This window comes from Candidatus Fukatsuia endosymbiont of Tuberolachnus salignus (assembly GCF_964030845.1).
GTDB lineage: Bacteria > Pseudomonadota > Gammaproteobacteria > Enterobacterales > Enterobacteriaceae > Fukatsuia > Fukatsuia symbiotica.
In genome coordinates, this window is sequence record NZ_OZ034983.1 from 1,416,065 (window position 1) to 1,430,880 (window position 14,816).

Annotated in this window: 12 protein-coding genes and 3 pseudogenes; 11 read left to right on the top strand and 4 right to left on the bottom strand. The window is 49.0% G+C overall.

Annotated elements, in window-relative coordinates; translation table 11 throughout:
* Position 1: 1 nt before the first annotated feature.
* Positions 2 to 370 carry an IS630 transposase-related protein gene (locus AAHH42_RS07070; protein WP_072549715.1) on the bottom strand — a complete coding sequence of 123 codons (369 nt, stop codon included), beginning with the start codon at positions 368 to 370 and terminating at the stop codon, positions 2 to 4.
* Between the two features lie 155 nt (positions 371 to 525).
* Here AAHH42_RS07070 and AAHH42_RS07075 point away from each other — a divergent pair, with 155 nt between their 5' ends.
* The 4 genes from AAHH42_RS07075 (at position 526) to AAHH42_RS07090 (ending at position 5,147) form a co-directional block, all read left to right on the top strand.
* The gene (locus tag AAHH42_RS07075; RefSeq protein ID WP_342221918.1) at positions 526 to 3,309 is read left to right on the top strand and encodes a phage tail tape measure protein; all 2,784 of its coding nucleotides are present in this window, start codon (positions 526 to 528) and stop codon (positions 3,307 to 3,309) included.
* A gap of 206 nt (positions 3,310 to 3,515) precedes the next feature.
* The gene (locus AAHH42_RS07080) at positions 3,516 to 4,490 is read left to right on the top strand and encodes an IS110 family transposase (RefSeq protein ID WP_342221038.1); all 975 of its coding nucleotides are present in this window, start codon (positions 3,516 to 3,518) and stop codon (positions 4,488 to 4,490) included.
* An 18-nt stretch (positions 4,491 to 4,508) separates the two neighbouring features.
* The gene (locus tag AAHH42_RS07085; protein ID WP_342221917.1) at positions 4,509 to 4,784 is read left to right on the top strand and encodes a hypothetical protein; all 276 of its coding nucleotides are present in this window, start codon (positions 4,509 to 4,511) and stop codon (positions 4,782 to 4,784) included.
* 21 nt (positions 4,785 to 4,805) lie between these two features.
* On the top strand, positions 4,806 to 5,147 hold the full coding sequence (locus AAHH42_RS07090; protein WP_342221953.1) for a phage tail protein: 342 nt from the start codon (positions 4,806 to 4,808) through the stop codon (positions 5,145 to 5,147).
* Between the two features lie 134 nt (positions 5,148 to 5,281).
* On the opposite strand, the gene AAHH42_RS07095 is transcribed toward AAHH42_RS07090, so the two are convergent.
* A complete protein-coding gene (locus tag AAHH42_RS07095; protein ID WP_342221954.1) occupies positions 5,282 to 5,863 on the bottom strand; it encodes a hypothetical protein in 582 nt (193 codons plus the stop codon).
* A 234-nt stretch (positions 5,864 to 6,097) separates the two neighbouring features.
* On the opposite strand from AAHH42_RS07095, the gene AAHH42_RS07100 reads away from it, so the two are divergent.
* Positions 6,098 to 6,850, top strand: coding sequence for a phage minor tail protein L (locus AAHH42_RS07100; protein WP_342221955.1), 753 nt, complete (start codon positions 6,098 to 6,100; stop codon positions 6,848 to 6,850).
* Positions 6,851 to 6,852: 2 nt separating this feature from the next.
* A pseudogene (locus tag AAHH42_RS07105) lies at positions 6,853 to 7,561 on the top strand (C40 family peptidase).
* Between the two features lie 137 nt (positions 7,562 to 7,698).
* On the opposite strand, the gene AAHH42_RS07110 reads toward AAHH42_RS07105, so the two are convergent.
* A complete protein-coding gene (locus AAHH42_RS07110) occupies positions 7,699 to 8,145 on the bottom strand; it encodes a DUF3757 domain-containing protein (RefSeq protein ID WP_342221956.1) in 447 nt (148 codons plus the stop codon).
* Positions 8,146 to 8,507: 362 nt separating this feature from the next.
* Here AAHH42_RS07110 and AAHH42_RS07115 point away from each other — a divergent pair, with 362 nt between their 5' ends.
* Positions 8,508 to 9,086, top strand: a complete 579-nt coding sequence (locus tag AAHH42_RS07115; RefSeq protein ID WP_342221957.1) for a tail assembly protein — start codon at positions 8,508 to 8,510, stop codon at positions 9,084 to 9,086.
* A gap of 61 nt (positions 9,087 to 9,147) precedes the next feature.
* Positions 9,148 to 10,557, top strand: a pseudogene (locus tag AAHH42_RS07120) (host specificity protein J); the annotation flags it as partial.
* Positions 10,558 to 10,570: 13 nt separating this feature from the next.
* On the opposite strand, the gene AAHH42_RS07125 reads toward AAHH42_RS07120, so the two are convergent.
* Positions 10,571 to 11,593, bottom strand: coding sequence for an IS630 family transposase (locus AAHH42_RS07125; protein WP_119797033.1), 1,023 nt, complete (start codon positions 11,591 to 11,593; stop codon positions 10,571 to 10,573).
* Positions 11,594 to 11,649: 56 nt separating this feature from the next.
* Between AAHH42_RS07125 and AAHH42_RS07130 the strand changes: the two are divergent.
* From AAHH42_RS07130 to AAHH42_RS07140, 3 genes and pseudogenes are all read left to right on the top strand, one after another.
* Positions 11,650 to 13,182 (top strand): annotated as a pseudogene (locus tag AAHH42_RS07130) (host specificity protein J); the annotation flags it as partial.
* 258 nt (positions 13,183 to 13,440) lie between these two features.
* Positions 13,441 to 14,328, top strand: coding sequence for a phage tail tip fiber protein (locus AAHH42_RS07135; RefSeq protein WP_342222034.1), 888 nt, complete (start codon positions 13,441 to 13,443; stop codon positions 14,326 to 14,328).
* Positions 14,329 to 14,351: 23 nt separating this feature from the next.
* A complete protein-coding gene (locus tag AAHH42_RS07140; protein ID WP_342221030.1) occupies positions 14,352 to 14,618 on the top strand; it encodes a hypothetical protein in 267 nt (88 codons plus the stop codon).
* Positions 14,619 to 14,816 lie beyond the last annotated feature (198 nt).

The window sequence follows — 14,816 nt, forward strand, 5'->3', positions numbered from 1 at the left end:
TTCATAGGCCTGGATCTTGATCTGAAAATCTTCTCGGGATTGGGCGTTGGCTTTTGGATGATAAAATGTTTTTTTTATAGCTAAACCCTGCCCGTTTCAACGCATGGCAGATACCTCTAGCGCTCACTCCCATACGTTGGGCTCGCTCGTATTGAGACGCGTCAGGGTAGGTTTCCACATCAAGAATCAACGCCGCTCGAGCTATTTTACTGGCGGGTTTATCACGTGTCAGACAAGGTTCTATTCGTTTAGCCCAGCGCATCAGACTTGCGGTCCCAATACAAAAACGTGTGGCCGTTTGGGCATATGTAAGCTTTTCTTGCTCTTTAATAGCCAATACATGTTGGCGAAATTTTAATGGATAAGTCATCTTGAAATTATACATCAATTTATACAGCCTACGCTATATGGCTGCCTACTCCACGTGATGACTCTACTAGGCGTAGAACCCCGCGCAACCGTTTTTGACGATATTCGCACCCTGGAAAGTATCGCCTTGTCCCTGATCCACTCACGGAGTGCCACATGACAGAGATTGCAACGATTTCGCTACGTGTCGACACCTCAAACCTGGAAAAAGGGGACAGGGCACTGGCTCACTTTGGCGACACGGCCGCGCGTACTGCCGCGCAAGCCGAGGATTTCAATTCATCGTTTACACCGGCCACCCGTACGCTCAATGCGTTCGGCCATCAAACACATCAAGCCAATCTTAGCCTGCAACAACAGCGTGATGAGCTGCACCGCTTATTGGGTAAAATTCATCCGGTCACCGCGGCCTTTGGCAAGCTTGATGAGAGGGAAGCGCAGCTCAGGCGGTATAAAAACTTGCCGTTCCTTGACAAGGACACCTTTGACCAAGCCGCCCGGGCAATTCATCAGGCGCGTGATGAACTCGCTCAAGCTGCCCAAGCGAGAACCGCTGAAGGTCGTGCCGCGGCGGCGCAAGCCGCTGCAGACAAAGTCGCCGCTCAGGCAAAAAACGCCTTTATTGCTAAACTGCGTGAACAAAGTGAATGTCAGGGGAAAACCACTGCGGAGATTTTGGCCTACAAAGCCGCACAATTGGGCGTCACCCAACAGGCTGCACCTTTCATTGCCACACTCAGGGAACAAGAAAACAGCTGGAAAAAAGGCACGATATCGGCGGGTCAATACCGGATGGCATTACGTCAATTGCCGATGCAGTTTACCGACATTGCGACCTCGATTGCCGGGGGGATGCCGCTGTACCTGATTGCCATTCAGCAAGGAGGACAAATCCGGGACAGCTTTGGTGGCATCGCCAATGCACTCAAAGCCATGGGACAGTGGCTGACACCGACCAAAATCCTGCTCGGGGGCGCCGCGACCGCGCTGGCAAGCGTCGGACTGGCCTACTACCGGGGTGCACAAGAAAGCAGCACCTTCAATAAGCAGCTGATTTTGACCGGCCAGTATGCGGGCAAAACCGCCACTCAATTACAACAGTTGGCTAAACGACTCTCCGGTGACGGGTTAACCCAATCGGCGTTATCGGCAGCTCTGGCACAGGTGGTGGGCAGCGGCGCGTTTGACAGCACACAAATTGAACAGGTCAGCGTGGCGGCCGCCAAAATGGCGGCGGCAACGGGACAATCCGTCGATGACACCGTCAAACATTTTACCCGCTTACAGGAGGAACCGCTTACTGCGGTCAAAGCGCTCGACAAGCAATTGCATTTTCTGACGGCTTCCGAGTATGAACAGATAGCCGCCCTGGAACGCGCGGGCAATACCTTGGGTGCCGCACGTCTGGCGATGGAGGCCTATGCCAATGCCCTGAAAACCCGGGCGGATGACATCGTCGCTAATCTGGGCACGATGGAAAAAGCCTGGTACAGCCTGAAAAACACGGCCAAGAGCGCCTGGAATGCCATGCTGGATATCGGCAGAGACAAAACGATACAGGATGAACTGGCCCTGGCGGAGGCGCATTTAAATGCGGCGCGCAAAGGGTTTTTTAATCGCACCCGTATCAAAGAGCTGGAAAATAAAAAAACGGCCTTACTGGAAAAGCAATTTCAGGATGAATTAACCGCGGCGCGTAAAAAAGCCCATCACACCACCGAAGCAATCGAAAAAGCGGCGCTGCAACGCCGTGACCACTGGCGTGAACGCTATGCCAACCAAGCCCAGCAGCGCAGCAAAGAGCTGAAAAAATTTAACGAGATTGCTACCCGATTCAGCCCGCAGGAACAAGTGCGTATCCGTGCGGCTATCGAAGCACGATTTCCCGACGAGAAGCGCAAAAAATCACCCAACATCCGCCAGGCAACAGGCCGTCCAGCCGCAGTCTATCGCGATGATGCTGCCACCCGTGCTTTACTGGAAAGCCGTCAGCGGGTCGCGATGTTACGTGAACAGGCAACGCTCACGGCTTCAATGAATGAGCAGGAAAAGCAGCAGGTGAGATTCACACAGCAGATAGCGGATTTAAAAACCAAATCGTTATTGACTGCTGACCAACAATCTCTGTTAGCCCGTGCCAAAGAAATCAATGCCAGCCTGCAACTGGAAGCTCAGTTATCCCGTGAGAACAGCCAGCGCCAAAAAGCGCTCGCCGCACTCAAACAGATGGAAGACACCAGCCAGTCTCTTGCCCGTCGTAACGCTCAGCAGCAGGCTAGATTTGGACTCACCGATAAACAGGCAAAACGCGTTGACCAGACCTTTCAGCTGGATAATACCTATCAGAAACAAAAAGAAGGCATCACCGATGCCGAGCAACTAGAAAAAATCACCGCCGCCTATCTCAGGGCAAAACAAGAATTACATACCGGTTTTCATCAGGAAAAAATGAACGAGGGCAACTGGCTGGCGGGCATGAAACAAGGAATAACCGAATACGGTGAAACCGCCACTCACGTCTTCGCGGCAACACAAAAACTCGCCAATCACACCCTGGGCAACTTGTCCTCGATGATGACCGAATTGACCACCACCGGTCAGGCCAATCTAAAAAGCTTTGCCACGGCGTTTTTGACAAATATCGTCGATATCATTAATCGCCTATTAATTGCCCAAGCGATACAAGCGGCTATGGGCTGGATAGGGGGGGCGTTTACAACTCACCCTGTAAATGCAGCCAGTAGCAATGCACTGGGAACCGGTGTTATGGGCATAAATACTCGCTGGAGCAGTAATGTGCCCAGTCATGCGAAGGGTGGCTACACCGGTGAAGGCGACAAATACCAGCCTGCGGGTATCGTCCACAAAGGCGAATTTGTGATGACTAAAGACGCCACCGAGCGTATTGGCGTCGATAATCTTTATGCCCTTATATCTTGATTATTAACTTTCAAAGGTTGATGATCCCCAACTGATCATTGGGATGTCACCGGAGAGTTTGTTTGCGCCCTTAGGCTTAAAGCTTGTGCAGTCAGATAAAACCCCGGTGACATATTTATCGTCGCCTGTAAGACCGAACGGTATCTTGTGCTAAGAGCACGTATTTATAAGGAAGGTCGGGGCGATCATTTAATTATCTGTTTTTCATGGGAGAATCAGCCATGGACAAGACCGCAGTGGGTATTGATGTTGCCAAATTAAAATTCGATGTTGCAGTGTGGGTAGAGAGAAAAAAGTATAAAACAAAAGCATTCCCGAATACCCCCTCTGGATTTAGCCAACTACTGAAATGGCTTATCCCTTACGGGGATTGTCATATTTGTCTCGAAGCCACAGGGAGTTACAGTGTTCCACTGGCTATGTTCTTAGTTGATAATGGCATTGACGTCAGCCTAGAAAACCCATCACGTATTCATGCCTTTGGTGAGAGTGAACTGAGTCGGAACAAGACGGATCAGGGGGATGCAAAAATGATAGTGCGCTACTGCGCACTGCATACACCTGTCCTCTGGACTCCTCCTCCCTTGAGCGAACGTCAATTAACCGCGCTAGTACGCCATCTAAAGAGTTTAGAGGAAATGAGGCAAATGCAAGAAAATCGGCAATCAGTGGCTGACGATGTCGTTCAATCCTCACTGCTTGAAATCATTTCTGCACTTAAACAACAAATCCAGGCCACCAAAGAAAAAATAAAAAACCATATCGATAACGATCCTGACTTAAAGAAAAATAAAGCGTTGCTGGAGAGTATTCCTGGTATCGGTGAAATACTAAGTGCCAGTTTGCTGGCGTATGTGGGTAATGTGTCAAAATTCACTAACAGTAAGGCAGTGGTGGCCTATGCCGGGCTTAACCCAAAACTTTGTGAATCAGGTTTATTTAAAGGACGGAGCCGCCTATCAAAACGGGGTCATACCGAGCTCAGGAAAGCGTTGTATATGCCCGCTCTGGCTGCCCTTTCTTGTAATCCGATAGTGAAAGCACAGTGGCAACGACTCGTATCACGCCATAAAGGGGGTAAAATGGGCGTCTGTGCGGCAATGCGCAAATTACTCCAACTGGCGTATGGTGTGCTGAAATCAGGCATCCCATTCGATACAAAAATAGCACTTGCATCATGATGGGCAAGACGGTATCTGATGCGCGGTTATGCGGAAGGGGGCTTGGTCAGTCATCGCCAAACAAAATCGCCGTGCCTCCCTTCATTGGGGAGGCAAGGGAAAGCTACAGCGGTAGCAATCAACGTGGGGGATATTAATATTTTGAATCAAGGGATGGGACAGCAATCCAGCCCAAGCACACAGGATAGCGCTGCCCTGCGAAAACAAATCAAAACAGCGATTACCACGACTATCAGTGAACAGCTTAGCAAGCCCGGTACGCCTTTATGGATGGCGATGCACGGGCGGGGGTGATTAAATAATCAGGATACAATTATGGCAATCGATACCTTCACCTGGCGTACTCAGGGTACCCCGGAGGGCAGTTTTTTACATCGCGTCAGGGTGGCGCAGTTCGGTGATGGCTACAAACAGGTTGCGGGCGACGGAATCAATCCCGAAAGCCAATCTTGGCCGCTAACCTTTCAGGGCACTGAAAAAAACATGCTGCCGTTACTCACCTTTATTCGCCAGCACTGCACACAATCTTGCTTATGGACGCCACCCTATGGGGTGCTGGGTCTCTACCGCGTGGCAGCAGATTCCATCAGAGTCACTCCCTTAGGGGGCAACACCCTGTCAATCAGCTTTACTTTTGAGCAAACCTTCCAACCTTAATTTGCAGAAAATTATCCAATGTTAGCTTTGTAAAAATATCAGTTGTTATCTTGAAGTTCTTGGATAGTTTTGTAATAGTCAAGAATCTCTGGTAAGGAGGGGTCATCGTTGTTTATACAAATTGCTAGCTGGATTCAAGTGACACTCTGTGTATTTAATGCAGCTGTCTGTTTCAATATAGACCACGGAGAAAGATCGTCGTTATCATTGATATCGATCTCAAGTTCTAGAGCAACTTGCTCGGGGCTTAAGCCTTGATTAAGAAGCTTTATGCTTAAGTGAAAATTGTATATTCTCTGTACATTCTTCTTCATATCGTCATCCTTGATCTCACACATATCGGATACCCTATCAGGTTTCAGTTCATTTTCTAGGAGATAGTTGACCAGCTCTGACTTATCCACACCATGATCGAGGAGTAGGGTAGCCAACTCGGAGTGATTTTTCGCATATATTAAGAGTGTTTTTATCTCTGGATGTAAATTTAATACGAAGGGCTTCCCATTCACTATATACGCTCTGGCTGCAATAATTGATAGAGGATCGAGCTTTTTTTCCTCAGAACCTATAGCTGTGGATGCTGCGTGGTACATATTCTGGTTCCTGATGATATCAGGAGAATTCCCTTGGAATGGTCTATTAACCTCATCTATGAAGGTATCTGTGCTTGGCACTTGAGTATTTAATGTATTTCTGCTTATGGAATCTATAGGCACAATAATTCCTTATTAGATCGTACAAGAAAAAATCGTATTCTACGAGATAGTCGCGTTGTAATGCTGTCAAATCTGTAACCAAATCCCCAATTATGTGAGGCAATTTTAATTTTTAGTTCTCACGATTTCATTAAGCATTTCTTTTTTACTGAAATCCCTCAGCCTTTTCTTGAGCTGAGTAATCCATTTGTGAAACTTACATTAATATCAATCACTACTCTACTGGGTAACACCATGACAACCCACACTGACCTGCAACGTCTGTTGCCAGGCAATCGCATTCGTCTGTTCGAAGTCGATGGCACTGCGTTCCAGGCAACTATTTTACGCTTCCACGCCGATACTTTAGCCCATACACCGGAAGAACTGACCACCGCTGCAACTGATGAAACCAAGCTCAACGCAAAATCCATCTGGTGGCAAAGTAAGGAATATGCTCCCTGGCCGGTACAGATAGAAGGACTGGAAACCGCCAGTGATGGACAACAAGCACAGCCCAGATTAACCGTTGCCAACCTCGATGGCAGCATCACTGCGCTGTGCCTGAAATTTGACGACATGGTACAAGCCAAGGTGATTATTCACGACACCTTCAAACATTATCTGGATGCGCGTAATTTTCCACAAGGCAATCCTGAAGACGATCCGACACAAGAAAAAGTCCAGGTCTACACCATTGACAGTAAATCCATGGAAACCAGCGAGATGGTTGAGTTTACCCTCTCCAGCCCGGCGGATTTGCAAGGTTTGTTAATTCCTACACGGCAAATTCATTCACTGTGCACCTGGGCAATGCGTGGTGACTACCGCAGCGGTAACGGCTGTGATTACGCGGGTAGCCAGTATTTTGATGAGCAGGGTGATCCCACTGATGATCCGACCCAGGACAGATGCACGGGTCGATTGGTGGAATGTAAAAAACGGTTCGGCAAACATAATCCGTTACCTTTTGGCGGCTTCCCCGGTTCTGCACTGATCAAGAGGTAAGGATGCGTAAAAAAACGCTGCAAGCTATGCTGGATCACGCTGCTACCGCTTATCCCAACGAGTGTTGTGGTGTCATCGCGCAGCAATCACGACAAGAGTGTTATTTCCCTTGCAACAATTTAGCAGCCAAGCCAGAGGAACAGTTTCATCTTGATCCTCAAGGCTACATGGATGCCGAAAACTGGGGCACCGTCACTGCGATCGTGCACAGTCATCCCCGATGCCACGAGTCAACCCTCTGAACTGGACAGAGCACAATGTGATAACAGCGAACTGCCCTGGCATATCGTCAGTTGGCCCGAGGGCGATGTGCGCACACTTCAGCCCCGAGGCGAGTTACCGCTGATAGGGCGTGAATTTGTGCTGGGGCATACCGACTGTTGGGGGTTGATACTGTCTTATTTTCGCCAGACGCATGGCATTGAATTGCATGATTATCGGGTAGATCACCCTTGGTGGGAATCAGGTCAGGAAAACAGGTATCTGGATAATTGGTATCAATGTGGATTTCGTGAATTTAGCGGAGAATACCAGCCAGGTGATGTAGTGATGATGCAGGTATCCGCACCGGTTGCCAATCATGCGGGGATTTTGCTGGCAGACGGTATGTTATTGCATCACCTGTATGGCAAACCCAGCCAGCGCGTGCCTTACGGCGGGTATTGGCAAGAGCGTACGGTGAAAGTGGTGAGGCATAAGATGTTATTGTGAAAGAATACAGGGTAAATAGACATAGCAGGAAATATACAACATGATTATTAATAAATATCATTTAATATCACTATCTGGTTTTGATTTTTACAATCAATGTATAATTTCTCCTGCTATAATCTACAACCTATCGTCGATTATTTTTCTGTAGTAAGTACAGTAAATTTGCAGTTTGTCGGATCCTGATTAACACATTCATAAAATTTCTCTCCCAGCGCCATTGACTCTTCTTGCCAGTTTGGCTTATTTGTGGTGGGAATAGATACTATCAGGTTCTCTTCTTGTTTCTTACCTTGTTTATAAAATCTCATATCGATATCACCCTTTTCTAATTCGTAGGAGCAAGTAACCAATATGCCTCTTTCTAATTTTTCTATTGGTCGATAGAGCGCTTGAGAGAAATTTTTAACCGGTCCACCGCCTCTTCTTATTGCAAGCCATTGCCCTTCTGGTGTAGTAGCTAAATACTGTGGATTTTCAACAGAAATATCGGCTATTGAGGGACAGTTCATTTCGTTTCCAGCATTTGCACTAACAGAAAAAAGTGCGACGCTGGTGAAGGCAATAATTGTTTTTAGCTTCATTATGTTGTCCTTAATTAGTATTAATTGATATTTTTAGCAATTACCTTAGAGTATATTACCATTTTGGTTTTTACTTGTTTGGCGTGGATAAAACCTAGTTTTAGGCACATGTTAGCTGAATGAGAGGCTGATAGATAACATAGTTTCTTAATAAAAAGCAAGAATTCAAAAATCACTCCAAGTTACCAACGTTAGGATGCACCCTTGATTTTTTACTAGAAATATTTTTCCTACCCATTTTTGTGATTTCACTTAGATTAAAGGTGACGGGCTATTGTCGATTTTTCAGTTAACTTACTGGTCCATCATAAAAATCACCCAGCTACTCCTGCAGCCTTTTTTATTTTTCGGGAGCCAATACCATGGCAGCACTCCACCAACCGTTACGCACCGTTCGTCTGTACGGAAAACTCGGGCACCTGTTTGGCCGTGTACATCATCTGGCGGTCGAGACCCCCAGAGAAGCGATAAAAGCGCTGTCGGTTATCCTGCCTGGGTTTGAGCAATTTATGTTACGCAGTCAAGCACAAGGCCTGACCTTTGCAGTATTTAACGGCCAGCACAATATTAGCAGAGAAGAATTAGCCAGCGCCCACGGCAGCCAGGATATTCGCATTGCCCCGGTGATTATCGGCAGCAAACGGGGAGGCCTGTTTCAAACCATTATCGGTGCGATGTTAGTGGCGGCGTCATTTATCCCCGGCGCTCAATTTTTGGCCCCTGTTGGCATTTCCATGATGGTCGGCGGGGTTATCCAAATGCTATCCCCACAACAAAGTGGGTTATCACGCCGTGAGGACCCTGATAACAAGCCCAGCTACGCCTTCGGGGAGCCCGTCAATTCCACCGCACAAGGCAATCCGGTGCCGATTGGCTACGGCAAGCGGCGTATCGGGGGTGCAGTGATTTCGGCGGGCATTTACGCGGAAGACCAGATGTAAAAATAACAGAACAGCGAACACAATCCAGGTCGCCAAGGCGATCTTTTTTTATGGGTAAACTATGGTCATCACAGGAAACAAAGGCGGTAGCCAGCGGCCACCTACGCCCACAGAATCCCCGGACAGCCTGCATTCTACCGCCAAAGCTAAAATATTATTGGCCCTGGGTGAAGGGGAATTTGCGGGCGAATTAGACGGCACCCGTATTTATTTGGATGGCACCCCGCTTAATAATGCAGACGGCAGCGCTAATTTTACCGGTGTCACCTGGGACTACCGCCCCGGCACCCCATCGCAAGACTACATTCCCGGGATGCCGAACGTTGAAAATGAAGTTACGGTCAACACCGAGTTAAAGGCCGACACCCCGTGGGTGCGGGCTATCAGCAACACCCAGTTATCTGCGCTGCGTATTCGATTTAGCTGGCCGGCGCTGCAACGTCAGACTGATAACGGCGATGTTAACGGCACTCGCGTTGAGTATGAGATAGAGATGGCGACCGATGGCGGGGCTTACCATACTGTCCTCAAGACCGCAGTGGAGGGCAAAACCAGTACAGGGTATCAGCGTTCACACCGTATTAACTTGCCTGACGCGAAAACCGGTTGGCAACTCCGTGTCCGTCGTCTGACACCGAACAGCACCAGTAACCGACTCGCCGATAACATGCACATTGAGGCATTGGCCGAAATCATTGATGCCAAGTTGCGTTATCCCAACACCGCTCTGCTGTATATCGAATTTGATGCCAGCCAGTTTCAGCACATTCCCGTGATTGCCTGTGAGCCCAAGATGCGGATAATACGGGTGCCCACGACCTACGGCCCCGCAACGAGGACGTATAAGGGCACGTGGGATGGCACTTTCAAATGGGCGTACAGCAATAATCCGGCCTGGGTGTTCTATGATATTTTGCTTGCCGAGCGCTTTGGCCTCGGCCATCGCTTAACCGCTGCACAGGTGGATAAATGGGAGCTGTATCGCATCGCGCAATACTGTGACCAATTCGTCCCCGATGGCAAAGGGGGTAACGGGACCGAACCGCGCTTTCTGTGTGATGTGTATATCCAATCCCAGGCTGAAGCCTTTATCGTACTGCGGGATTTGGCGGCGATATTCCGCGGCATGACCTACTGGGCGAATAATCAACTCTGTGCCCTGGCCGACATGCCCCGTGACCGAGATTACCTGTACACCCGCGCCAATGTCATTGAGGGACGTTTTTCCTACGCCAGCAGCTCAGAAAAAAGCCGCTACAGTACGGCAATGGTCAGCTGGAGCGACCCGGCTAACGGCTATCAGGATACCCTTGAAGCGGTCTCGGATGAAGCCTTGGTGCGACGCTATGGCATCAATCAACTGAGTACCACGGCAATCGGCTGTGTCCGTCAGACAGAAGCTCACCGGCGGGGGCGTTGGGCGCTGTTGACCAATGCCAAAGACCGCTTGGTGACCTTTGATGTCGGTCTATACCCAAGTGAAATCAAGATGCAGGATTTAGCGCCTGGAAATTATCGTTTAAGCGAGATACCAGAGAACTTGCCATTTGTGGTAGCTTCACTTCAAAGAAGTTTAAGATATCGTTCTTAAAACTCTGTTTAGATGGGTAATATCTATTGTTTCGTGTTTGCTCATTCATCACCTTCCACAATCGCTCTATCGGGTTTAGATTCGGGCTATACGGCGGAAGGTAATGAAGCTGGATATTCAACGTAAGCGCGGCGTCTTGCACAAGCTGTGAACGGTGATAGCCTGCACCCTCGAGGATCACATGTGCCGTTGTCGTGATGGGATAATGCGCGCGAATGGCAGACAGGAAGTGAACCACATTTTCGCTGTTAATCGTCTCATCATCACGGATTATGGGGTTAGCCACATTCTGGATGTTCAAGGCTCCCATGATATTCAACCGCGTTCTGCTCCCGGTGGTCTCTATCGTTTTATCCTGGCCTTTTCGTATCCAGCCGTAGCTTATTTTGGTGGCTTGTGTCGGATGAACGGCATCAATAAACAGTATGGGGTCATTACCCGCGGCGTCTTTCAATTCGCTGTAGGTCTTTATAAATTGCTGCTGTTTCTCAACGGCAAATTTATGCGGAACACCTTTCGGCTTTTTATAGCTAAAGCCATGCTGCTTCAACCCTTTATACAGACCTGATACGGTAAAGGTGATGTTCCAGCGTCCAGCGATATACGCCACAATTTGGTGATTGTGGTGGTAGAGCGGCTGGGTGAGATGTTCAACCAGCGACGTGGTCTGTTCCGCATTGAGATAGCCATCGGAGCCGCCATTTTCAGGCTTGAGCTTGTTGAGTTTATGATAGTCTGTAAGGTGGCGCCGCACCGTGGTTTCATTAATGAGCTGTGAGTGAGCAATCATAGGGGGAGTCCAGCCGTCTGCGGACAACAAAACACACCGGATCCTGTCACAGACACGGCGGTCATGGCTTTGACGATGTTGGGCTTCGAGGGTAATTTTCTGGTCAGCAGTCAGCTCTATTTTCATGGCTATGAGCATGATCCTTATCGACTTCAAAATCAAGCATCTTCATTGATCACGGGTATATCCAATCCCAGGCTGAAGCCTTTATCGTACTGCGGGATTTGGCGGCGATATTCCGCGGCATGACCTACTGGGCGAATAATCAACTCTGTGCCCTGGCCGACATGCCCCGTGACCGAGATTACCTGTACACCCGTGCCAATGTCATCGAGGGACGTTTTTCCTACGCCAGCAGCTCAGAAAAAAGCCGCTACAGCACGGCGATGGTCAGCTGGAGCGACCCGGCTAACGGCTATCAGGATACCCTTGAAGCGGTTTCTGATGAAACCTTGTTCCGACGCTATGGCATTAATCAACTGAGCACCACGGCGATTGGCTGTGTCCGTCAGACAGAAGCCCACCGGCGGGGTCGTTGGGCGCTGCTCACCAATGCCAAGGACCGCTTGGTGACCTTTGATGTCGGCTTAGATGGCGCGATTCCATTACCGGGGCACATCATTGCGGTTGCCGACGACATGTTATCGGGTAGAAAAATCGGGGGGCGCATCCGTTACGCCGTCGACTGCGACATCACCTTAGATCGACTCGCTGACGTCAAACCCGGCGATCGGCTGCTGGTTAATCTGCCCAGTGGCACAGCTCAGGCTCGAACCGTCCACGCGGTTAACGGTCAACTTATCACCGTCAGTGTGGCTTACAGTGAAACGCCGCAACCGGAGGCGATTTGGTCGGTGGAGGCCGATGACGTAGCCCTTCAGCACTACCGGGTGACCCGTATCGAGGACAATAACGACAACACTTATCGCATTAATGCTGTCCAACATGACCCCGATAAATATGAACGTATCGACAGCGGCACGCGCCTCGACGAGCGGCCTATCAGTGTGATTCCGTTGACCCTTCAACCCCCTCCGACACACATCACGTTGACCAGCCATGCGGTGATTGCTCAAGGTTTAGCCGTCACCACTTTACAGGTTAATTGGCAGGCAGCCAGCGGTGCGACCGCTTACGACGCCCAATGGCGGCGGGATAAGGGCAACTGGACGCCGCTACTGCGGGTATTGACTTGCGGCTTTGAGGTGCCCAACAGTTATGCTGGGTGCTATCAGGCCAGAGTGAGAGCCATTAACGCGACGGGTAGCACCAGCCTGTGGGTCACGACGCCAGAAATCCCTCTCCAGGGGAAAGAAAATCCACCACCCCAACCGGTTGGCTTGACCACCACACCAATTGTGTTTGGCATCACGCTCAATTGGGCCTTTCCTGCGGGCGCCGAAGATACCTTAAAAACCGAGGTGGAATGCAGCCGTTTTGCTCATGACGCCCATCAGAAGCCACTGATTGACATTGCCTACCCGCAGCGTCATTACACGATGCAGGGTCTGGCTGCGGGGAGAACCTTTTACTTTCGTGCCCGTCTGGTCGATCGACTGGGCAATCAAGGCGCCTGGACACCGTGGGTGCAGGGGGCATCGAGTGACGATGCGGAGATGGTGCTCGATCACATCCGTGATGATATTATGACCACGCAGGCCGGTAAAAGACTGACTTCTCAACTCGATACGCTCATAAAAACCAGCCAGGCCAATGAACAAAAACAGGCGCGCACCCGTATTACCCTCGAAAATGAGGTAAAAGGCAAGATAGAAGAAACATTGCTACAGGTGAATGAGAGGCTAGAGCGACAAGACAAAACATTGCAACGGTATAATCAGGGACTTAAATCCCGCTTCAAAATAAGCCAATTACAAACACAAGACGTGCAAAAGACCGCCACGCATCTGGATACCGCATTTGTCACCTACAAAGAGGAGATGGACACGCAATTTGACCGTGCTAACGCGGATATGCTGGCACTCAGACAGGCTCAATCCTATGCGCAGCAGGCGTTCAGCCTTTACCGCCTGGATATCACTGCCCGCTTTGATAAAAATGACGCGTTAATAACCGACATCCACACGGCGCACGCCACAGCGAACCAGGCCCTGGCTGACTATCAAAACCGGATAAGTGCCCGATTCGGCAAAAATGAAACGGCGATAAGCCGGGTCAAACGCGCTCAAACCACGGCGACCCAGGCGCTAGCGGAATATCAAAACGTGATTGCCGTGCGATTCCGTGACAACGACGCCGTCATTGAAACCAAAGCCACAACACAATTTACCTCATCAGGCGGTAACGCCCTGTACAGCATCAAAGCGGGCATTCATCATCAGGGCAAATATTATGATGCGGGTATGGTGGTGGGTGTGGAAACCCAGGGTGGCAGTGTGAAATCACAAATAGGCTTTAATGCGGATAATTTTATTCTGTTAAGCGGTCAGAACGGCAAAAAGTTCTCACCCTTTGCGGTAAAAAATAATCAAGTCTTTATACGCGAAGGCTTTATTCAAGATGCGACCATTGACACGGCTAAAATAAAAGAGGCCGCCATCACTAATACAAAAATTGGTGGGCCTCTCCAGTCGACCAACTGGGCAGCAGGCCGTTCAGGATGGAAAATAGAGAAAGCCGGACACGCTGAGTTTAACGATGCCACCTTCAGAGGGACGATATATGCCACCGATGGCTGGTTTAAAGGGACAGTGTCTGCGGATAAAATAGAAGGGGATATTCTGGACATGTCTCCTAATTTTTTTAAAACAAAAAAAGGCAGCATTCCCGATAGCCAATCTGTAATATTCCCTTTGTTTTATATAAAAAAACAGCCTCACCACGAAGAGTGTTGCTATTAGGGAGAAAAGAGAAAGGGATAGCCTTGAGCGTATCACCCGATTGGGTCAGAGCAACGATAACCCGTGATGGCATGGATGTGCAATACCTTGGGAAAGCCGGGGCGGGGCTATTAGGAGAGTATGTTAACGCTGTCAACGAAGATATTGATATCACCCTCCCGGCAGGTGAAGGGGAGGTATTAATTGGTTTAAGATTACAATCTACACGGGGTAAGCTTAGAATGTTCAACTGGACGGCAAGCGGTGATATCTACACCATGAAAAACGCAGCCAGTATCAAAATAGCCTGATTAAGATAACTACCCGTCTATGAATTTTACCGTATGTAGGATGATGTTTTCTATCATCAGACATTTTATATAAAAATAGACGACAAATAACCACATAAATTAACGGTAACAAAAAAATCAGTAAATAAAAATACGAGGGAGCGATATATTTATTGGCTCAGAGAAGCCACGATAGCGCTTAATACATGGAAACATGAC